16 protein-coding genes are annotated in these 20,521 nt (G+C 42.6%); 6 read left to right on the forward strand and 10 right to left on the reverse strand.

What is annotated here, in order from left to right:
- Positions 1 to 34 precede the first annotated feature (34 nt).
- The 4 genes from ACZ5V1_RS06250 to ACZ5V1_RS06265 all read right to left on the reverse strand — a co-directional run bounded on the left by ACZ5V1_RS06250 (position 35) and on the right by ACZ5V1_RS06265 (position 7,392).
- Complete coding sequence (locus ACZ5V1_RS06250; protein ID WP_464391119.1) at positions 35 to 1,351, reverse strand: malic enzyme-like NAD(P)-binding protein; 1,317 nt, start codon at positions 1,349 to 1,351, stop codon at positions 35 to 37.
- A gap of 76 nt (positions 1,352 to 1,427) precedes the next feature.
- The gene (locus ACZ5V1_RS06255; protein WP_464391120.1) at positions 1,428 to 2,741 is read right to left on the reverse strand and encodes a 2-hydroxycarboxylate transporter family protein; all 1,314 of its coding nucleotides are present in this window, start codon (positions 2,739 to 2,741) and stop codon (positions 1,428 to 1,430) included.
- A 416-nt stretch (positions 2,742 to 3,157) separates the two neighbouring features.
- Positions 3,158 to 4,579, reverse strand: a complete 1,422-nt coding sequence (locus ACZ5V1_RS06260) for a sigma-54-dependent transcriptional regulator (RefSeq protein WP_464391121.1) — start codon at positions 4,577 to 4,579, stop codon at positions 3,158 to 3,160.
- Positions 4,570 to 7,392: an ABC transporter substrate binding protein gene (locus ACZ5V1_RS06265; protein WP_464391122.1), complete on the reverse strand. Its 2,823-nt coding sequence runs from the start codon at positions 7,390 to 7,392 to the stop codon at positions 4,570 to 4,572. Before ACZ5V1_RS06265 ends, ACZ5V1_RS06260 begins: the two co-directional genes overlap by 10 nt.
- 485 nt (positions 7,393 to 7,877) lie before the next feature.
- Here ACZ5V1_RS06265 and ACZ5V1_RS06270 point away from each other — a divergent pair, with 485 nt between their 5' ends.
- Both ACZ5V1_RS06270 and ACZ5V1_RS06275 read left to right on the forward strand, forming a co-directional pair.
- Positions 7,878 to 8,798: a bifunctional helix-turn-helix transcriptional regulator/GNAT family N-acetyltransferase gene (locus ACZ5V1_RS06270; RefSeq protein ID WP_464391123.1), complete on the forward strand. Its 921-nt coding sequence runs from the start codon at positions 7,878 to 7,880 to the stop codon at positions 8,796 to 8,798.
- A 386-nt stretch (positions 8,799 to 9,184) separates the two neighbouring features.
- Complete coding sequence (locus tag ACZ5V1_RS06275) at positions 9,185 to 9,706, forward strand: YgjV family protein (protein ID WP_464391124.1); 522 nt, start codon at positions 9,185 to 9,187, stop codon at positions 9,704 to 9,706.
- Positions 9,707 to 9,810: 104 nt separating this feature from the next.
- Here the strand turns inward: ACZ5V1_RS06275 and ACZ5V1_RS06280 are convergent, their stop codons facing one another.
- Genes ACZ5V1_RS06280 through ACZ5V1_RS06290 form a run of 3 tightly spaced genes read right to left on the reverse strand, consistent with a single transcriptional unit; the run spans position 9,811 to position 11,675 of the window.
- On the reverse strand, positions 9,811 to 10,308 hold the full coding sequence (locus ACZ5V1_RS06280) for a phage holin family protein (protein WP_464391125.1): 498 nt from the start codon (positions 10,306 to 10,308) through the stop codon (positions 9,811 to 9,813).
- A 9-nt stretch (positions 10,309 to 10,317) separates the two neighbouring features.
- Entirely contained in the window at positions 10,318 to 10,590 is a 273-nt protein-coding gene (locus tag ACZ5V1_RS06285; protein ID WP_464391126.1) for a hypothetical protein, read from the reverse strand.
- Between the two features lie 38 nt (positions 10,591 to 10,628).
- Positions 10,629 to 11,675 carry an AI-2E family transporter gene (locus ACZ5V1_RS06290; protein WP_464391127.1) on the reverse strand — a complete coding sequence of 349 codons (1,047 nt, stop codon included), beginning with the start codon at positions 11,673 to 11,675 and terminating at the stop codon, positions 10,629 to 10,631.
- A 531-nt stretch (positions 11,676 to 12,206) separates the two neighbouring features.
- On the opposite strand from ACZ5V1_RS06290, the gene ACZ5V1_RS06295 reads away from it, so the two are divergent.
- A complete protein-coding gene (locus tag ACZ5V1_RS06295) occupies positions 12,207 to 12,656 on the forward strand; it encodes a methylglyoxal synthase (RefSeq protein ID WP_464391128.1) in 450 nt (149 codons plus the stop codon).
- A 232-nt stretch (positions 12,657 to 12,888) separates the two neighbouring features.
- Here ACZ5V1_RS06295 and ACZ5V1_RS06300 read toward each other — a convergent pair whose 3' ends face one another.
- Positions 12,889 to 13,254 (reverse strand): cupin domain-containing protein, encoded by a 366-nt coding sequence (locus ACZ5V1_RS06300; protein ID WP_464391129.1) that lies wholly within the window; start codon positions 13,252 to 13,254, stop codon positions 12,889 to 12,891.
- Positions 13,255 to 13,276: 22 nt separating this feature from the next.
- On the reverse strand, positions 13,277 to 13,927 hold the full coding sequence (locus ACZ5V1_RS06305; RefSeq protein ID WP_464391130.1) for a LysE family translocator: 651 nt from the start codon (positions 13,925 to 13,927) through the stop codon (positions 13,277 to 13,279).
- A gap of 143 nt (positions 13,928 to 14,070) precedes the next feature.
- Between ACZ5V1_RS06305 and ACZ5V1_RS06310 the strand changes: the two genes are divergently transcribed.
- Together ACZ5V1_RS06310 and ACZ5V1_RS06315 are read left to right on the forward strand one after the other, a co-directional pair.
- Entirely contained in the window at positions 14,071 to 14,901 is an 831-nt protein-coding gene (locus ACZ5V1_RS06310; RefSeq protein ID WP_464391131.1) for a LysR substrate-binding domain-containing protein, read from the forward strand.
- Positions 14,902 to 15,410: 509 nt separating this feature from the next.
- On the forward strand, positions 15,411 to 17,228 hold the full coding sequence (locus ACZ5V1_RS06315; protein WP_464391132.1) for a methyl-accepting chemotaxis protein: 1,818 nt from the start codon (positions 15,411 to 15,413) through the stop codon (positions 17,226 to 17,228).
- A gap of 242 nt (positions 17,229 to 17,470) precedes the next feature.
- Here the strand turns inward: ACZ5V1_RS06315 and ACZ5V1_RS06320 are convergent, their stop codons facing one another.
- Positions 17,471 to 19,090 (reverse strand): cation:proton antiporter domain-containing protein, encoded by a 1,620-nt coding sequence (locus tag ACZ5V1_RS06320; protein WP_464391133.1) that lies wholly within the window; start codon positions 19,088 to 19,090, stop codon positions 17,471 to 17,473.
- 342 nt (positions 19,091 to 19,432) lie between these two features.
- Here ACZ5V1_RS06320 and ACZ5V1_RS06325 point away from each other — a divergent pair, with 342 nt between their 5' ends.
- Entirely contained in the window at positions 19,433 to 20,518 is a 1,086-nt protein-coding gene (locus ACZ5V1_RS06325; protein ID WP_464391134.1) for an efflux RND transporter periplasmic adaptor subunit, read from the forward strand.
- The last annotated feature ends 3 nt before the right edge of the window (positions 20,519 to 20,521 follow it).

Below are 20,521 nucleotides of genomic sequence, written 5' to 3' on the forward strand. Positions count from 1 at the left end.
ATCTGTATCGAGGTCTTAAAGACCGGCGCTACAGTTAATCGTTGTAGCTGGAGATAAAAGTGTTAACGCGATCGCGTGAGGCCGTGATTCTCTCGCTAAGAGACTTACGGTATGCGTCCATATCCTTGATGGGGGTGGTTGCCACACCTGTGTCCATTGCTGCCTGTGCTACAGCGGGCACTTCCCATTCAAGGATACGGGGATCAAGAGGTTTAGGGATGATGTAATCAAGGCCGTATTCTAAACTTTCCACGTCATACATTTTGCACACTTCTGCTGGAACTGGTTCTTTGGCCAGTGCTGCAAGAGATTTTGCTGCGGCAATCTTCATTGCCTCGTTAATTTCTGTTGCACCAACATCAAGCGCGCCGCGGAAGATGTATGGAAAGCCGGATACGTTGTTCACCTGATTAGGGTAGTCGGAGCGTCCTGTACCCATAATGCAGGTAGGAACAGCCTCTTTAGCGTCATTGTATGGAATTTCTGGATCAGGGTTAGCCATAGCGAAAATGATAGGACTAGGAGCCATGGATTTGACCATTTCCTTAGTAAGGAGATCTTTTACAGAAAGGCCGAGGAAGCAGTCTGCTCCTTTAAGGCATTCCGAAAGGTCACCATAGTCTTTGTCCTGAGCAAATTCCGCTTTGTATTTGTTCAAGCCTTCACGACCTTGGTGGATAAGACCGCGAGAGTCGAACATAAATACGTTTTCTCGTTTAACGCCAAGTTCAACGTAAAATTTAGAACATGCAATACCTGCCGCACCGGCACCCACAACAACAACTTTCAGGTCTTTGATGTTTCGGCCTGTGATTTCACAAGCGTTAATGATGCCTGCACCGGAGATAACCGCGGTTCCATGCTGATCGTCATGGAAAACTGGGATGTTCATCTCTTTTTTAAGGGTTTCTTCAATATGGAAACACTCAGGAGCCTTGATGTCTTCAAGGTTAATACCACCAAAAGTTGGTTCCATCGCCTTTGTTATCTCAATAAGCTGCTCGGCGTTTTTGACAGTCAGGTTAATATCAAACACGTCGATGTCAGCAAATGTCTTAAAGAGAACACCTTTGCCTTCCATTACCGGCTTGCCAGCTAAAGGACCAATGTTGCCAAGTCCTAAGACAGCAGAACCATCGGTAACAACTGCAACCAGGTTTGAACGACCGGTGTAAAGAGCTGCGGTTTCCGGATTGTCTTTAATTGCGAGACAAGCTTCAGCAACTCCCGGAGAATACGCCATAGAAAGGTCTTTTTGAGAGTTACACGGCTTTGCCGGAATAACTTCGGTTTTACCTCTGCGAGGTGATTCATGATATGCGAGTGCTTCTTCTTTGGTAAATAAAGCCATGGATGTTCTCCTTACAATATTTCAATAAAGGATCTGCAATCCAGCTCACAGCCCTGCTGTGAGCTGGGAAGGATAGTTACATAAATATTTTCAGCAGGGTTGTTGCTAGAATCAGCATGAATGCGCCACCGATACGAGATGAGATCTGTGCGAAAGGCATAAGCTGCATGCGTTTTGATGCGGAGAGTACTGCGACATCGCCAGTTCCGCCCATATTTGCCATACAGAGTCCGCCTGTAATGGCTGCTTCAACAGGGTAGAAACCGAAGAGCATACCGATGAAACCAGAACCGATGATTGAGCCGATTACTGTCATAGCAACGAGAATTACATACTGGATGGTGAGGGCGTCGATAACCTGTTGGAGGTTTGTGTAAGCAACTCCGATACCCAACAGCAGGGCGGGGGTAAGACTTACCATTACAAAACGGAACCACTGGAATGCACAGATTTCGTATTTGCGTGGTAACCAGCCCATAGACTTCACAACACCTACAGAGAGGATCATTAAAGCGTAGGAGTGGATTGGAATGTATTGGCCAAGGAGTTTGCCCCATACAAAGAATGTTGTTGCCAGAAGAAGACCGATACCCATTGCTGAGTAACTAATGGATTCAACGCTTTCAGCGGAATCTTCAGTTTCGGCATCTTGGTTTTTGAGCAGTTTTCCGTTGCCGGAAATACCGGGAATTACAGAGCCGAGACGGTGAAGTAATCCAGCACAAACAATTGCGATAGCGTTACCAAGAGCAAGGGCGGGAACCATTTTAGAGAGCATGGTTCCGACATCCATGTTCAAAGTAGAACCGAATATCTGTGAAAGCGGAACTGCGCCTGCGCCCATACCACCACCCATAATTGGGAGCGCTATGTAAAGTACGGCTTCTTCAAATCCAAATCCCATCATCATACCTACAGTCCCGCAAAGAAGGATTGCAGTGGCAACCCCGCCAAGGATTACAGGAAGGTAGCGTACAGCTGCTTTAATAAGTAATTTTCGATCCATTCCAAGAATTGACCCACTAATTAACGCAGCGATGTAGAAACTTAAAAAACTTTCCTTCTTCATGAAGCTGGTGATGATGGCCGCGGATTTTTCCGGCAAAATTCCGTAACCAACGAGAGCTGCGGAGCCAAAAATAATCAGGATAGGGCCACCGCCGAGATAGTCTTTAATAATCGGAGTATGTTCTCCTATCTCGTTTAGAATAGCGCCCAAAATCATCATTAACGGAAATGCCCCGACCATGCCGCCAGGAAGCGCTCCAAGATACGTCGCGCCCATGACAATAATAGTTAAAATAGCAAACAGTCCTAAAGGAAGCCCCATAATTTTGTAATCGAAGATGGAGCTCGAAGCTGTCCCTTGTAGGGTAGTGGCAGTGCTCATCGGTTACTCCTTAAAAATAGTGTTGTAGAAAAGAGGCAGAACACGGAAAGCATTATCGACACGCAGTGTGTTCTGCCCTTTCCAATCTTGCTGCACTCTCTTAAAAGCAGAATGCGTGCCACTCTCTTTTTTCTATTTTTAAGGTTTCAAATCAGCTGCTTACGCTTCTCACACTGGCCGTTGTAAGAAGCGTAAAGAGTTAAAAGGTCTTGTTTTTCAGGATGGAAATAGCATCCTTACACATTAAAATGATTAAACAACCAACAGAGTAAAAGTTGTTTTGTATTCATTTGAGCAAGGTTTCGAAGGTCAAACTGTGCATAAGAAAAAAGTGTCCTAAAAAATAGGACACTTTCTTTTTACTTATTTAGCATGAAAAAACAGGATGTTGTATCAAGTGAGGTTATTGGGGCGGATTAACCATCCTCAGATGTCTTGTTTTGCAAGACCCCACGTTCTTTAAGCAGAGCATACAGTCTAGAGCGGGATAGTCCTGAAATAGTACAGGCTTCTTTTATAACCCCTTCAGTCAGAAGCATAAGGTCACGAAGATACTGTTCCTCTAATCTCCTATATGCCTCAGCACGAAACTCGTTTAACGGTGGCAGATCTTCTTTTTTATCCGGCAATGGTGCAAGGCGTGCCGGGGATTGACTGACTCGTTGTTTCGCGACTGAAATTCGGATCATTTGAGGAATATGCTGTGAAAAGAGCAAGGGTTCATGACGCGCAGCAGAAACGGCATGATCAATGGCGTGCCGTAACTCTCTGACATTCCCCGGCCAGTTGTAAGACTCTAGTACCTCAAGTAGTTCGGGATCTACCTTTTTAGGCGGGATACTATATTGACGACAGAGGACGGAAATGAATTTCTCTACCAGTAGTCGGATGTCCTCTTTGCGTTCCATAAGGGACGGGAGTGGTAGGTGTAATGCCTTCACTCGGAAAAGCAGGTCACTTCTAAAGGTACCTTCTTCAACCATTACTTCAAGGTCACGGTTGGTGGCGGCAAGTAGTCTGAAATGGCTATGAAGCTCTCGTGTGCCACCAATCGGTCTGACAGTATGCTCCTGAAGGAGTCGTAAGAACTTCTTTTGTACGTCCAGAGAAAGTTCTCCAATCTCGTCTAGAAATAGAGTCCCACCGTCTGCCTGCATAATAAGGCCGCTGTTTTCTTTAGCAGCTCCTGTGAAGGCACCTTTTGTATAACCGTATAAAATCCCTTCTGCCAGAGTGTCTGGAAGGGCAGCGCAGTCTACCACTATAAAAGGTTGATGGCGGCGGTTACTGTTTTCATGAATAGCACGAGCAAACATCTCTTTGCCGACACCTGTTTCACCGGTTATGAGCACATTAACATCGCTTGCAGCATACTGTTCCACTGTACCCAGAGCACGGCGCAACGCAGGGCTGTCTCCAACAATGTTTTCACGTTGTAAGGGAAGAGAAGAAGTTTGAGGCGCAAAGAGTCTTTTTTCTCGATAACGTAACGCTCTCTCTAACGTCACTGCAATTTGGTGAATAGAATCGCTTTTCTGAATATATTCCCAAGCTCCGTTGGCTATGGCGGTTGCTGCATCTTCCGGCTCACCGGCTCCGGTAATAATGATGACTTCTGGTGAAGGTTCTTGAGCCTTCAGTTTTGGCAGTAGAGTAAGACCGTCACCGTCTGGGAGGCAGACATCAAGAAAGACCAGCGCAAATTCCTGCTCTATAGACTTTTGCTCCCCTTCTCTGAGTGTTCGGGCAAAGGTTACAGTATGCCCCTGACGTTGTGCTGCTCTTGAAAGGGTGTAGCTAATAGAGGGATCATCATCAATAATTAGAACTAAAGCCATGCCACACTATCCTGTTGAGAATCTAATACGTTACGGATTGTATTTCCGAGATCAGCATTCCTGAATGGTTTTGCAAGAAATGCTGAGATGCCAATCTCTGCGGATTGGCGCATAAATAATTCTGCATTGCTACCCTCAAAACCACTATAGATGATAATACGTAAGTCCGGTGCAATGTCAGAAATTGCACTTGCAAGTTCAAGTCCAGTAAGCTCGGGCATAATTTGATCTGCGAGAAGTAAATCGAATTTATTCGGGTTAGTTCGGATACACTCCAATGCTTCGGCACTGCTTTGAAACATCGTTACAGTATACCCTTGGCGCTCAAGGAACTTGTGTACAGAATAAAGCATTTCTTTGTCATCATCCACAACAAGGATATGCTCTGTACCGTGAGTAGAGGACTTTTCAGGCTCTGGTGCCCACGCACAATAGTCTGTTACAACTTCCGGTAAAAAGACTCGGAACGTGGTTCCTTTATCTGGCTCACTTTCCACAGTAACTGCACCGCCATATTTCTTACTGATGCCATGAACTGTTGAAAGTCCAAGCCCCGTACCGCCTTTCTCTTTCTTCGTAGTAAAAAATGGATCAAAAATACGAGGGAGAAACTCGTTGTCTATTCCCGTGCCGGTGTCTGATACGGACAGGCGTAAGAAACGCCCGAGGGACAACCCGCGGGGAAGGTCAAAACTGTCTGCCGTTACATCAACCTCTTCGATATCAATAGCAAGAACCCCCTGCATACCAAACATCGCATGATCTGCATTCAAACAAAGGTTCATGATTACCTGATGCAGCTCTCCAGCATCAGCTAGAAGCATTCCGCCATGCGGTGTTTTCGATGAAAATTTGATTTCGATTGTCGAAGGAAGGAGAGTCTGCAAAAGCTGAATGCATTCTTCAGCGAGGTTAGGCAGAGAGATCATTTCAGTAGCAACTTCCGAACGGCTACTAAACCTGCGAATTTGACCAATAATTTGTTTTCCCCTGTAAGCAGCTTTAAGAGCCTGTTTGATATCTTCATGCGCCGGATTCTCTTTGGAAACATCATCCAAAGCCAATTCGCAACACGAACTAATAGCGCCGATAATATTGTTAAAGTCATGAGCAATCCCGCCTGCAACAGTGCCAAGCGCTTCCATCTTTTGCGATTGGCGAAGTTCAGATGCAAGCTGGGCTTCCCTTTCTTTTGCGCGGCGTTTCTGAATAAAGTTGGTAACACCTTGCATCATAAGGGTAAGCTGTCGCTCATCTGATTTTGAAAAAGTGACAACGTCATCACCTAGTACAATGAGCGCTCGTAATTGCTCCCGCTCCCAAATGGGTAGAGCGATGCTATTTTTAAATTTGTTCATGCCTAACGGCCAGACAACGGGCGTTCTCGCGTTTTCTGCACGGAGTCGTGATGTGCTTTTCTGCTGAATAAGCTCTTCCCACGGAGAAATAAGATCTTCAATTCCCAGCTGATTAGGTAGGGAATGCCAAGAGGTATTCAGTTCGTTACTGAGACAGTAACGATCAACTTTTTTATTTGAAGTTATTGTCAGATAAACAGCAGTGTTCGCGTTGAGTAGTTTTCGGACTTTATTAACACTGAAGAGAATCAGTTCATCAGAAGAACTCTTTTCTTGTCCGTTCAATTCAAGAAGAGACTCAAGACGCTCTTCTTCTCTTTTAAGTAACTTTGTTGTCTGATTTTTTTCTCTAAGCATACGCAGCAAAACAAGAATGGTGAGGGAAAGCCAGATGAAACAAGCTATGGCGATGAGAATAAGGGTCTTGTATTTATAGAAAAGAGTTTGCGGTTCAAAAAGAATTTCTGAACGATTGGGTAGAATTTCTTGCGGTATTTTAAATTTTTTTAACTGCCGATAGTCGAAAATAAATTCGTTCCGCGGCTTACGAATAACCGGAAGGTCAGTAACCGGAACTCCTTTTAGAATATCCAGAGCAAGTAACGCGGCAGTTTCTCCCTGTTGAATCCCGCTGAGCATTTTGCCACCCAGAACTCCATTACCTAAAGTGTATAGCCATGGAGAAAATACGGGGAGGTTACTTGCTGTTGCGATCAGTGATGTACTTTCCTGAACACTCAGCACTGTTCCGTCAGGAGTACGGTAATAGGAAAGATAAAGAATAACTGTATCCGTGGGAAGCGCTGCAAGCCTCTCTTGAAGCGGAACAGGATTAAGCTTGGTAAGCTCGATAAAAGACACTCTGTTGGCAAACAAAGGTGCAAGTTCTTTTGCCTGTTCAAGGTTGTTTTTACTGGATGTTGTTACTCCACCGCTGACCAATGCGATATTTTTTGTTCTAGGAAATAGGGTAAGGGCAAGCTCTATAGTCTCTTTAAAGTCAACTTCTTCTGCCACACCGGTAAATCCCGATTTACCTTGCAGCAATTTAGGAGTGAAGCGAGTAACACCACAAAACACCACGGGCGCATTGGGGAAGAGTTGATCCCGATAACGAACGAGGAAATCTAGTGCGTTGTTATCTGAAGCGATAATGGCATCGAATTTGGTATTTTTGTATTTAGTTGAATAGAGCTCATAGAGAAGAGGGAAAATTTTCGCGGTGCTATGCTGCTTTGTGTCCATAAATTCATAATGAACCTTCATAGGCAGAACTGACTGTTCAAGTTCTTCTCGTATCCCTTGTAGAACTGACTCTCCCCATAAATACCCCATGTGGTATGAATTGAGAACAAGGACTGTTGCTGTGCTTTTTTCAGCTGCAATAGACCGAACAGGAGTAAGGGCACTGATGCATAATACAAATATAATTATTGATAATAAATTCTTATGCATCCACCTCTCCTTTAGAGACAAAAAAGCTGATACTAGGTTGTTACATAGAAATGTAACGGTAGACAATAATAACCAAAGTAGGAAGCAATTAATACCTCATAAGAATACGGCATAGGTAGGTGTTGAAGTTGCTTCATCCATAAACAACGTGCTTCTCTAACTGTATCGTATTAAAAATGTTCTGTAACATTAAACAACAGGTATCGAGCTAATACTTCGACACTCAGATTTGATCGAATAATTTATTGTATGAGTACTGATTAACATTTCAGTACGTTACGCGTGAAAAATTATAGTGCGCGATAAAGCGATGAATCATTATATTCACCGTTTTCATTCATAATTGCAGTAGATACTGTAACCAATATTTAAAGGCTCTAGTTATTCCCCTCAAGGGGATCTTTCTTCACTCAGCCTTGACAGATTAATAGCTTGGCTTTAATTAGTTGTATGTCGCAACTAATTAAAGCCAAGCGGGAATAAAAATGAAAGAAAGTCAGGTTCGTACGATTCGAAAACATTCACGTAACCTTGCTCGAGAGTGGAAACTTGTCGCAAACAGAGCTGACCAGCAAGGCTTAACTGTGCCTGAAGCTCATGCTCTTATTGAGCTTTCAACACATAAGACATTGTCCGTTCAACATATCGCCGACATGCTATTAATAGATAAATCGAATGCAAGTCGAACTCTTGCCTCATTAGGTAAAGAACAGTTTGTAGAATTTACAGAAAACAAAGAAGACAGACGTGCGAAGGATGTTTCCATCACAACTTCAGGACGCAAGCGCGTTCAGCAAGTTCATGTTGAAGCTGACGAGCTTGTTGGTGGTGCACTTGAGTTGCTAAGTCCTCAAGAGCAAGAGGTCGTTGCTGAAGGATTAAAAACGTACGCCAAGGCATTACGCTACAACCGCCTACAGAAAGATTTTATTATTCGTCCAATCACAAATGAAGATAATCCTGCTGTGGCAGCTGTAATCCGAACGGTTTCCGATGAATTTGGACTACGTGCAGAAGATGGATATGCTGTGGGTGATCCCATGGTAGAAAGTATGAGTGAAGCATATGCGACAAAGGGAACCCGCTACTGGGTTATAGAAAAAGATGGAAAAGTTGTTGGTGGCGGTGGGATTGCGCCACTTCAAGGCAGCAACGATGGACTCTGTGAATTGCAAAAGATGTACTTTATGCCCGAATGTCGAGGAACTGGATTGGGTCGTCGCATGGTACTGAAGGCATTAAATTTCGCTCGTCAGTCTGGCTATAAAGCCTGCTATCTTGAAACCGCCCCCGCATTACGTGAGGCGACGTCCCTATATGAAACCCTTGGTTTTGCGCGACAGGAATGTGCTCTTGGTGATACAGGCCATGGAGTTTGTGAACTGCGCTATCTTTATCGCTTCTAATAATGCGACCGTAACAAGCCGTGCGGTATTACTTTTTATAACACAGTGATGGATCTCGGATACTGCAACCTAGCCTAGTGGAAGAGCCGACATCTCTGCGGGCTAGCGTAATAAAAATGAAATTCGACCCGAACCAGTTATGAGACCGTAAGGCTTTTACTTCTCTTGCAACAAACAGTTACAAACCGAATTGTTTCATTTTTTTGTGAGAGTGAACTGGAAGAATTGAAATTGACTCTGATGCGAGTGGGGTGCTAGACAGCAAAATGTCGCAATAGGGACAACTCTAAGCACATTGTGCATTTGGGCTGCTTATATAAAAGGTAGTTACGGAAGTAGGTCTTGTTTTACTCAATTTCTTTTCTACGTCAGGAGAACTATTTCCAGTGTCTTTTTATCTCGTTTCACAGATACTTGTCGGCATTGCCATCATTTTCGACATACTGTCTTTTCAATTCAAAGACAGAAAGCGAATTGTTCAATGTCTATTCGTTTCCGGCATATTAATTTCGACGCACTTTTTTTTACTCGGGCACCAGACTGCAGGACTATTAATGCTTGTGGCAACGCTTCGTTATTTAACAAGCATATTCACAACATCAAGCAAGGCCATGTGGGTGTTCATAGGGCTAGCCATAACTGTGACAGCATTCTCGTATGAGGGAGTGTTGAGCCTTCTCAGTTTGTCAGGAACGGCTTTTCACACAGCTGGAGCATTTTCAAACAACGACAAGCGCCTACGCATATTGATGATTATTGGCACTCTTTTCTGGATACCACATAATTATTTAGCATCATCCCCAGTGGCAGTAATTATGGAGCTCTTATTTTTGAGTAGCAACTTGGTCGGTTACTATCGACATTATCTTCGAGGGCAACATTTACTTAGTTGGAAATTGTCCGGATAGAATAAAAAAGAAGCGCTACCGATTCATCGGTAACGCTTCTTTTTTATTAAAAACATTCATTAAATTTCTAGTCAATTACCTCTTTAGGAAACGTATCGCCCTTATCACTCTTCTTTTCCCTTGTTCGCTTTAATTGTCGCTACTAGAAGGCTTAACACCGGAGTGACAAAGCTTACTAATTCACTTGCTCCACTGACAATGGTTGTAATGTTATCGTGAATTCGCTTCACATCTCCCGAGACTTGATCCACTCCGTCTTTCAGTTCTTCAAAGTCTGCATTGAGCTCGCCATATGCTATTTCACGAATTTCTTTTAGCACTCGTTCTTGTTCAGTGTAGTTTCCTACATGTTGAGATACAAATATAAGGAGTAGCGCTAGTATTCCATCAATCAGCGCAACAAACAGTGCGGCCATGACAGGCCCGAACGGCTCAACTAATGCTTGATAACCAGCAAACGTGAGCATGGCCAAAGCTAATATGGCAAAAATTAACGCTACAACTCTAAAGCCGGTCTGCGTTGCCATGCGTTTAGTCTGAAGACGAAGCAGAGCAATTTCGGAACGGATAAGAATTTGTATTTTGTTAATTGGATCAGTCATTTTCATGTCCTATTTGGGTAATGAACGACCTACGAGAACACCAAGAACAAACGTGCCTGCGATGGCTACTGGAACCACCAAACCTTTACGCAAATCCTTGTCAGTAAAACGCTGTGGAATACCTTTATCTTTCAAAACATTTTTCAATTTAGTGGTAGAATTAGCCGTAGCTCTTTTTATAGACTTAACAGCTTGACTATGATGCCCAGTCTTATGATGTTTAAGTTTGAGTAGTTGTGCCCGTAACTCTTCAACTTCTTTTCGCAAATCATCGTGTGTCATTTTAGTCCATCCTTTTAAAAGAAATCAGAAAAGGTAAATTAATCCTCATCATCCTTAGGAGGTTGCGGGGCTGGGCCAAGCAAAATGGCTAGCCATAAAGTTTGGTTATTCGTTGCCGCTGCGTATTTTATCACCATGGTTAATGGAACCGACAACAACATGCCCGCAGGTCCAAGTAACCATCCCCAAAAAATTAAAGACAAAAATACTGCCAGCGTTGATAAACCAACCTTTTGCCCCATGACAGCTGGCTCAAGTACGGTGCCAACTGCAATATTTACAAATAAATAGATACCAATCACAATAAATGTTTCCGTCGATCCAAATTGTAAAAATGACAGAAGAACTGCCGGTGCTGCCGCAAGCACCGAGCCGATGTTAGGAATAAAATTAAGTGCGAAAGCAAGAAATCCCCATAACGGAGCAAAATCAAGCCCAATCGCAGTTAATCCGACGGTAACTAAAACACCTGTAACGATACTGGTAAGAGTTTTGATCGAAATATATTGCTTGGTACTCTCAAGGATAGAAGTGCATTTTTCGAGCAACGCTCCACCATTCAAGTCGTCAAGAGCCTGAAGCTTTAATGGTAAATTACGAATCTCGACTAGCATAAAGAGCACAGTAAACATAATAAGCAAAATATTGCTCAGAGCGCTCCCAAGCCCCGCCATAAATGTGTTCGCGTACCTCAGGACAACACCTGGATTTAGCGTTTTAGAAAGTCCAGAGTCTGACCAGTCAATGTCATGCCTACTCATCCAACCATTTACGCTGTCCATAATGCCAGTTAGTCGTGCCTGATATTCAGGCATTGCCTGACTAAATTGAGAAGCAGACTTGCCGAGTAATAAGCCTGCTCCCATCTCAAGGAACAAGGTTGCGATAATGACAATCCCCACTGCCAAAGGAGTAGATACTCCCCAACGTTTCAGCCAACTTATGGGCACTGTTATTACAACAGAAATGAAAATTGAGAGCAGAAGAGGAATGACAATAGCTTGAGCTGATCGTGCGGCGAACAAAATTAAGAGGATGCCGGCTATTGTTAAGACGGAATCGCGCAGTGTTGATTGTTCTTCCATGCATCCTCCATGAATCGGTCTTAACAACTCGCCAATGAAAAATTTTCAAATAAGAAAAAGCTTATCTGACTGAGAAGATAAAAACTATTCCTTGATAATGCATAATGCGCAGTCGAAGTACCAAATAAGTCGAACTTTGATAAAGCTCAGAAAATGATTTAAAGGGGTTATGGAAAGAGGAATCGTTTTACAAACGCCAGAGTGGGGATAAAATATACCTTTCTTAATAAAACGGTTCATCAAATAGTAAAAGAAGCCCCGCTGGTAATCTTAGTAATATATAGTTAGACAAAGAAATTAAGAAGGGTCTTTTCGAACTGGCGGGCTGTATTGCAATTCGGAATTGCATTCTCATTTGGTTGTACAGTCGACTCTAGTCCACTCAACATCTCACTTCACGTATTCTCTTTCTCTTATTAACACTCCCGTAACATTCCATACATATTGTATTGTTGTCGAAAACAACCCGTGCTACCATGCTGTAAAAGATATTTGCTTCTGCTATCATACAAACAATAGGATTGAGGACTCATGGAACTTACTAAGAATATAGCCATTGTCGCTCACGATAACTGCAAAAAAACGATGTTGGAGTTTGTTGATTGCAACTTCGATACATTAATCCATCACAACTTGTTTGCTACCGGCACTACGGGAAGCCTTGTTGAAAATCTGCTGCAGGAAAAAACCTCTGCAGCCGGAATGGAAATGTATACCGGACTACATAAAATGAAATCCGGCCCTCTAGGTGGTGACCAGCAGATAGGGGGATTAATCGCGGAAGGGAAAATTGAAGTACTCATTTTCTTTTGGGACCCTATGGAGCCTCAGCCGCATGATGTAGACGTTAAGGCACTGCTTCGTTTAGCCGTTCTCTACAATATCCCTACAGCAAGTAACCTTTCCTCTGCAGATTTTCTTATCTCATCGCCGCTTTTTTGCAGTGCGTATCAGATAAAAGATTGCGGACATATCAAGTAAGCCTTCACAATAAATTGTTTTAAGAATTTTTTCGAAGAACATTTATGAATACAAAAAAGCTGAAATCACATGATTTCAGCTTTTTTATTTAAACTTATATTAATAAAGTCCTACAGAGGAGAGCAGGTCAGACTACACTTACTAACCCTACGTGTATGAGACTGTTTTTCATTCTAAATATAGGTAGTTAATAATGAGTAAGAGCAAGACCATATTCCTGAATGAAGCCTTACTATATCCAAACATTGTTATCAGCAGTTAGTTCGCCGCTATTATCACCAGTATTAATTACGCCCCTTGGTTCAATAAGCATTACATGGCATTCATTCGATGCCTCTGGTTTGTGTTCTATCCCCTTAGGAACGACAAACATCTCACCTGCTGAAAGATCGACCTTGTCATCCCGAAATAAAATACTCATTTCCCCTTCGAGGACAATGAAGACTTCGTCTGTATCCCTGTGCTCGTGCCACACAAATTCTCCACTGAATTTAGCTAATTTAAACTGGTAATTGTTCATTTCTGCGATAACACGTGGCGACCAATATTCGGAAAACAGTGCCAATTTGTCTTTAAAGCAAATAGGGTTGATAGGCATGATGGCTCCTTTTACGTAGTGACTAACTGTCACAAACAACTTTAGTTCCCAATCCAATAAGGCTTCCCCCAACAACTCTTTCTATCCAAACTTTACTCTTTGCCACAATTTTTGAAGATTTTGAATTTGTGAGTAAGAGGACAACAAGAGAAAACCAAAGTAAATGGATATCTGAAATGAATATGCCAATGCCTATCTGAACACTTTTGGGGGTAGAGGGAGAAATTACTTGTGTAAATAGCGCTAAGAAAAACATGGCGGTTTTTGGATTAAGCGCATTACAAAGGAAACCATTTTTGTATGCAGCGAAATTGCCATAGCTTGTATTTTTCGAAAGGCAACTATCTGCATTTTCAAGCGATAATTTCGCTGAGCCATTTTTAAAACTACTATAAATCGACATACAGCCTAAGTAAACGAGATAGGCTGCTCCTAAATATTTGGCCGCTTCCAGTAGCCATGCAGACTTTGCAACAGCGTAACCGAGACCTAGCAGTGTGTAAGAAATATGAACCGAGATGCCGGAGGCAATTCCAAGAGCCGTAAAAAGACCATTTTTACGTCCGTAAAGTAATCCGTTTCGGACTATTATAGCGAAATCCGGCCCCGGACTAATTACAGCAAGAACAATAACTGCGATGACAACTGTCATTTCACTTCCCCATACATTCATAATACTTCCTTTCCATCTGTGTTTTCATTGAAACCATCTTTACACTTGTATTTCAAAGAAAAATAACGAAAAATTGTATGGGTTCATATGAATTTTATTCACAGGAGATCGTAATGCATTCCCTTCCTCCCTTGGGAGTTTTAATGACATTTTGCATTGCCGCAAAGCATGAAAGCTTTACCAAAGCAGCAGCAGAAATGCATGTGACTCATGGTGCAGTAAGTAAGGCTGTAAAGAAGCTGGAACAGCATTTTGGGCTGCCGCTTTTTCACAGGCAAAATCGTCAACTGGTGCTTACAAAAGAAGGAAGGTTATTCGCCGAAGAACTGTCAGGCATAATGTTTAGACTTGAGTCAGCGTGCAGCAAGGTGAGAACAAAAAAGGATACTCCGAGCCTTGCAGTATCATGCGAACCTTCTCTTACAATGCGCTGGTTAATGCCAAGATTAGGAGAGTTCTACGAACGGCATCCAGAAATGGATATTCATCTTTCCACAGCTGGCGGCCCTGTAGATATACTTTCTGCTGACTTGGATATGGCAATCCGTCGATCTGACTTTGTATGGCCTGCTTCCTATTCGGCAACATCACTGGGTACGGAACGAATTGGACTAGTTTGTAGTCCAGAGTACTGGCGCAAGAATAAAGATTTGCCAAAAAAACTCCTTCATACGCGCACCCGACCGGAAGCTTGGAGAGATTGGATTAAACTAACTTCGATAATGTCCGATATTTCTTCAGAGCAGTTGTATGATCACTTTTACTTTAGTCTACAGGCTGCTGTAGCAGGATTAGGTATTGCTGTTGGACCTGAACCCTTAGTGATTGATGACATACGGCAGGGGATGCTCATTGCACCTTTTGGATTTGTGAACACAGGGGTGGACTATGTTGTCTTATCTGTTGTGAATCCAGAACAGGATGATCGACTTAACTTTTTTATCTCATGGCTGAAGGAAGAGCTAAACTTTTAGCTGTTACAGGTCCGGTTAATTCATTTTGACATGCATTTGCAGTTTTGACGCCACAACATTGCAATTGGGCAGTGCTAACGCACAGTAAAAGCATAAGAATCAAAATAAATTATGACCTGATAATCGGATGTCATCAAGAAAAGTTGACATTGATAGTCGTTTTCAATAAGTCTTCTTCAAAGAACATAGCTTAAGTTTAGGGGGCTTTACACGCGGCCGCTGGAATCACGAAATTCAGGGCTATGTCGTAATTGGATGAAATATAGCTATGGCTAGTTACCCTATTTGATTCAACGCTTAATTTTCTATGCAGATATCCTGCTAATCCTCATCTTTTCACAGAGGGGACTCTACGCCTGCGCCTATCACGGTAGTGTATTTTCACCTACCGTGCGTTTCGCAATTAACAGTATTACCTTGTGGCTTGCCTTGGTGACGTTACGTTGTTGTAGAAAGCATCAACTATCTAGAATAATTATTTTTAAACAGAACATACAAGTGAATTTACTATGTTGCGAAAATTTAAAATTGCTACCAGAATTCAGATACTTTTTGCCTTACTCCTTTTATCTCTGGGGGGATTACTTTTCGAATATTGGCAATCCGCCAATGCACTCATGGATACAAGTTCGATCGAAGTTAACAAGCGAATGACTCTTCAAGAAAAAGAGAAAATAACCGCTGCTACAACAATTCTTGCGAGTGCTCTTTCAGCTTCTCTGGATCAAGTTACTGATCCGGTTGAACAACAAAAAATAATTCAAAAAGCATTTACACAGATTCGTTTTGAAAAAGATAAATCTGGTTACTTCTACGCGTACAAGGGCACCACTTGTTTTGCTCATGGTGCAAATCCATCTCTTATTGGGAAAAATCTTGATCAATTAAGGGGCCCTAATGGCACATATATTATTCAAGAATTATTTCAAATGGCCAAAGCGGGTGGGGGGATTACTGAATTTCAGTGGAAAAAACCGGGGGAGGGACTACAGCCTAAAATTGGTTCTGCTCAATTCATTTCCGGGACAGATATCTGGATCGGTACCGGTATCTACATGTCAAATATCCGAGAGAATCAGGCCGTATTTAAAACAACTCTTATGAGTCTTGTGCGTCCTAGAATCATTCTTGCCGCGACGTTGTTTAGTATTTTCCTGTTCGGGATCATGTTTCTTTGCCTCTTTATCATCCGTAGTATTCTACATCCTCTGGCAACCGTTACAGATGGTGCAAAATATATTGCAAATGGTAAGCTTGACTTGCACATCCCGACTGATGGTTCAGATGAATTATCTGAGCTTGCTTTAGCCATGAACGCAATGTCTAAAGAGCTTTTTACAGGTCATAATGACTTACAAAAAGCTAGTTCAGAAGCCAAAGAAAAAGCTCAGGCTGCAGCCTTGGCTCAAAAAGATGCTGAAAAGAACAGACACGATCTGCAAACATCATATGATGAGATTTTACGAACTGCTCAGATGCTTGAGCAGGCAGCTTTGCAAAGCAAGACTATGATGGGCACCCTTATGGGACATATGGATGTTGTGGGTGAAAAATCTTATGATCAACAAAATCAGATGAATGAAGTTGATCATGCGATGGAAAACCTGCATCAAGCCGCAATTCTTATTAAAGAACTTGCTAATCAGGCTATGTCACAAGGGAAAATGGAGCTTGAGGCTGTTCGTGAAGGTTTCCAGATGATTGAAAAATCCCTTTCATCTATCAAAGCAGTCCACAAAAAGGCCAATACTCTTCAAGAGCAGATGAGCCAGCTCGATAGACAAGCAGAATCCATTAATCAGGTTATGGTTGTGATTTCAGATATTGCAGACCAGACCAACCTGCTTGCTCTTAACGCAGCGATCGAAGCGGCACGAGCAGGGGATGCAGGTAGAGGCTTTGCTGTTGTTGCTGATGAAGTACGTAAGCTTGCAGAAAAAACAATGGAAGCAACTAGAGAAGTAGGCGGCACAATTTCCGGCATTCAGCAGGCAACTCAAGTAAATGCGCAATCCATGAATGGTATTGCTGAAGACATTACTCAGACTGCAGAGCTTGCGGAAGAATCTGGAGAGCGCTTTAAGCAAATTGCTGATGGTGCAGAGACAACCTATAATCGCTCGTTACAGATTTCTGAAGCAGCAGATAGACAGGCAAGTGAATACTCTCAGGTGTCCACCGCATTAGGACAAATGGAAGGTATTGTTGCATCTTCTGGTGAAGAAGTTCAAGGTGCGACACAGGTAATTGTCAACCTCGGTGAAACTACAGAGCAAATTGCAACCGTAACAGAAGACTTGCGGCATCACGCCAATACATCTTCATAGTAATATCGTTTCAATGTTCTTATAATAAATCAAAGTGGCTCTGCTAAAACAGAGCCACTTTTTTTGAGTAAAATAAGTTTTTGAGAAATGGTGAAACAAGCCCGAAAAGATCTAATCCTTAAAGTCTCTTTCGCTAACTGTGTCCAATATTTTGCATAGATACCCCCAGCATCATCTACTATATGATACAAAGAGGACTAGTTGCCAAAGTAAATGAACCATTCTTACTTAACATGCACTTCTTAATAATCAACCTGTGGGTTTTGCTCCTCAATCACTATATTAGAAGCATCTAGACAATTGTTGATTTCGCTGGCTAGGCCAATGCCTACCCCGTCATAAATATTAAAAGCAAAATCCGCACCGCCTTCTAACAAAAGCTCAATTTCGTCGTCATATTCTGTTGTGGCAACAAGTTTACTCTGTGAGCCTACCTTTTTTGCCATACTCATGGCGTAAAGTTTTGCATCAAGACTTGGAATAGTAAGAAGACCCAGTTTGACAGAACTTAATGGCGCAAGTCTTCGCCAGAAATCACCATCTGATACATCGGCATACATAACTTCACGCCCTGCATCTTTATGCCGCTGTATTTTTTCCTGATCAGCATCCACCCCCAAAATCACATCGCCAAAATTTTTTCGTAAAAAATCGTATGTTTGCGTACCCGAACGCCCCATGCCGACAATCACTATCTGCCAATTTGCCGTAGACGCAATGAGTTCTTCTTCTGGATGCGATATCTCTGTTTCAAACCGATTAAGGAAATTGCGCCATCTTTCAAACAACTCTTCAGCCTGCATGTTCAAAGGGGAAGCCACGATAAATGATAGCGACAGGGCAATAGCCATAACCACAAGCCACTTACTATCCATCCATCCATACGAGACACCAATGGCTCCAACAATCAAACCAAACTCACTATAGCTTGTCAGGTTAATAGCGGTAATAAAGGAGGCACGTGCACTGACGTTGAACCGTGTGAATAAAAAGAAAAAAAGTAAACTCTTAAGAGGAATGAGCAATACGAAAAACGCTGCCACAGCAAGGGCCGCCATGCTTGGAAAGCCGCCTAACCCAATACTGAGAAAGAAGCCAAGGAGCATAAAATCTTTGAGACTAAGCAATGAGTCTGCTAATTCAGACGCCCGGGGATGCGTTGCTAGAAGCATTCCCATGATCAACGCACCAAGGTCTGCCTTGAGTCCCACCATTTCAAAGGCACCTGCGCCTGCTGCCAGGGCAAGCGACATGCCGAAAAGTACTTGTAATTCTCCGTGACCAGTGTGGTCGAGAATGTATCGGAAAAGCCAACGTGCTGCGGGAAGTAGAGCAATTATGAGAAGGGCCCATAGGGAAGGTGTTTTCCCCGTAGAAAAAGTAATAAAAAGTACAGCAAGAATATCCTGAATGATAAGGACACCAATAGCAATTCTGCCATTGAGGGATTTGGATAATCCACTTTCCTCCATAATTTTCACGGCAAAAACGGTGCTAGAAAAGCTCAAAGCGAAACCAATGAGAAGAAATGTTGTAACACTCAATCCTACGAAAAAATGTAATCCAGTAAAGGTTAGTAGCTGAACAACTAATCCAAAGAAAAGCAAAGTTACTGTCATATGTATTGAACCAGCAGCCCATATCTCTGGCCGCAACAACTGCTTGGTTTTCAGCTTAAGTCCAATAGTGAACAGCAGAAGGGTAACACCCAGATCGCCAATATCCTTAATATCCTCGGATACCGTGAAACCCATCGCATTTAGAATAAAGCCAGCAACTAGAAACCCCACAAGTGCAGGCAACTTCATGCGATTGGCCAAAAGTCCCAAAACAAACGTAACAGATAAGATTATGGGGTCCATGAATTCCTCAACTGAGATGTCAGTTCGATTAAAAAAATGAGTACAGACTTGTCGTTATCATATGCGGTGACATGGAAAAGTCCAAAGTATTATTGAAGTAACGTCAAAGATTGTTGGGAGATATTCACGCGAAAAAAAGCAAAATACATTCTTTCCACTACGTCTAGCAGAAAGGGATGAATTTTTTTTAGACAGGGCTGTTGATGTGTTGAAGGATATACTTAGGTGATGAAGGCTACAGGAACATATAGTTGTTGCAAGCCTAGCACTTTGTTATTTTTTGAAGAATAGGATTTTTGCTATGCGAGGAACAGATATTCGTAACAAGCTTGAAGGTGAAATATGCGCGTGCGCCCTGACGTATGGTTTTTGCTGATACTGATTGCAATCGCAACCGGCCTTGTCGGTTGTGGTGAAGAAGTTGCAAAACCGCTCCCCCCTAAAAAGGTCATTGTGTACCGCGTGCCGGACATTTTGAAAACTCGGATATGGTCTACTTCAGGAACAGCAAAGGATGTTCTTGAAACAATTCTTTCATTTCGAGTCAGCGGAATGATCATTTCACTTCCTGTAGATGTAGGACAAAAGGTGAAACCAGGAGTTCTTGTAGCAGAGCTTGATCCTACTGACTATCTTTTAGAAATGCGTGAAGCAAAAGCATCACTTCAAGACATTCTTGCAGAGCTAAGAAATGCGAAGCTTGACTATGACCGTAAAGAAAAGCTCGTTAACATGGATGTGATCAGCCAGAGTGAATTTGATTTGGCGGCCTCATATCTTGATTCCATGAAAGCAAAATCTGCTGCTCAAAATGAACGAATTTCAATCGCGAAGCGTAACCTTTCTTATACCCGTTTGTTCGTACCGGAAGCTGGAACAATTAGCTCTGTTCCGGCTGAAGTGCACACCAACGTTGCCATTGGTGAGCCAGTGGCGACTCTTAATTCACGGGGTATGCTTGAAATGGAAGTTGGTGTTCCTGACAGACTAATTGCCATGGTAAAGCTTAATCAACCAGTTGATATACGTTTTGATGTGTTCCGTGATTTGGAACTGGAAGGAACAGTTAAAGAAGTAGGCGTTCGCTCAAACGAAACATCAACATTCCCTGTGACTATCAGTATCGGAACAACAGATAAACGTATCCGTTCCGGTATGGTGGGAGAGGTTTCGTTCAATTTCAAGCAGGCAGAACAATACAGATTGGTAGTGGTTCCAGCCGCTGCAGTTTTTGGGCTTGCTGATGGAAAGAGATACGTATGGATAGTGGATGCTGAAAATATTGTTCATAAACGCGAAGTCACAATTAGTCTTCCGGGAGAAGGTGGATTAATCGTACAGAAAGGGCTCAAGCCACAAGAGTTGATAGTAGTCAGAGGCGTGCACAGCCTTCAGGAAGGTCAAAAAGTACGACCTCAGGAACAATAGAGG

This window comes from Halodesulfovibrio oceani subsp. galateae, from assembly GCF_055397225.1.

Coding starts and splice junctions, on each gene's coding strand:
- ACZ5V1_RS06320 (WP_464391133.1), bottom strand. CDS start 19,090: ATGGACCCCATAATCTTATCTGTTACGTTTGTTTTGGGACTTTTGGCC.
- ACZ5V1_RS06310 (WP_464391131.1), top strand. CDS start 14,071: ATGACATTTTGCATTGCCGCAAAGCATGAAAGCTTTACCAAAGCAGCA.
- ACZ5V1_RS06255 (WP_464391120.1), bottom strand. CDS start 2,741: ATGAGCACTGCCACTACCCTACAAGGGACAGCTTCGAGCTCCATCTTC.
- ACZ5V1_RS06315 (WP_464391132.1), top strand. CDS start 15,411: ATGTTGCGAAAATTTAAAATTGCTACCAGAATTCAGATACTTTTTGCC.
- ACZ5V1_RS06250 (WP_464391119.1), bottom strand. CDS start 1,351: ATGGCTTTATTTACCAAAGAAGAAGCACTCGCATATCATGAATCACCT.
- ACZ5V1_RS06280 (WP_464391125.1), bottom strand. CDS start 10,308: ATGACTGATCCAATTAACAAAATACAAATTCTTATCCGTTCCGAAATT.
- ACZ5V1_RS06305 (WP_464391130.1), bottom strand. CDS start 13,927: ATGAATGTATGGGGAAGTGAAATGACAGTTGTCATCGCAGTTATTGTT.
- ACZ5V1_RS06300 (WP_464391129.1), bottom strand. CDS start 13,254: ATGCCTATCAACCCTATTTGCTTTAAAGACAAATTGGCACTGTTTTCC.
- ACZ5V1_RS06265 (WP_464391122.1), bottom strand. CDS start 7,392: ATGCATAAGAATTTATTATCAATAATTATATTTGTATTATGCATCAGT.
- ACZ5V1_RS06270 (WP_464391123.1), top strand. CDS start 7,878: ATGAAAGAAAGTCAGGTTCGTACGATTCGAAAACATTCACGTAACCTT.
- ACZ5V1_RS06325 (WP_464391134.1), top strand. CDS start 19,433: ATGCGCGTGCGCCCTGACGTATGGTTTTTGCTGATACTGATTGCAATC.
- ACZ5V1_RS06290 (WP_464391127.1), bottom strand. CDS start 11,675: ATGGAAGAACAATCAACACTGCGCGATTCCGTCTTAACAATAGCCGGC.
- ACZ5V1_RS06260 (WP_464391121.1), bottom strand. CDS start 4,579: ATGGCTTTAGTTCTAATTATTGATGATGATCCCTCTATTAGCTACACC.
- ACZ5V1_RS06295 (WP_464391128.1), top strand. CDS start 12,207: ATGGAACTTACTAAGAATATAGCCATTGTCGCTCACGATAACTGCAAA.
- ACZ5V1_RS06285 (WP_464391126.1), bottom strand. CDS start 10,590: ATGACACACGATGATTTGCGAAAAGAAGTTGAAGAGTTACGGGCACAA.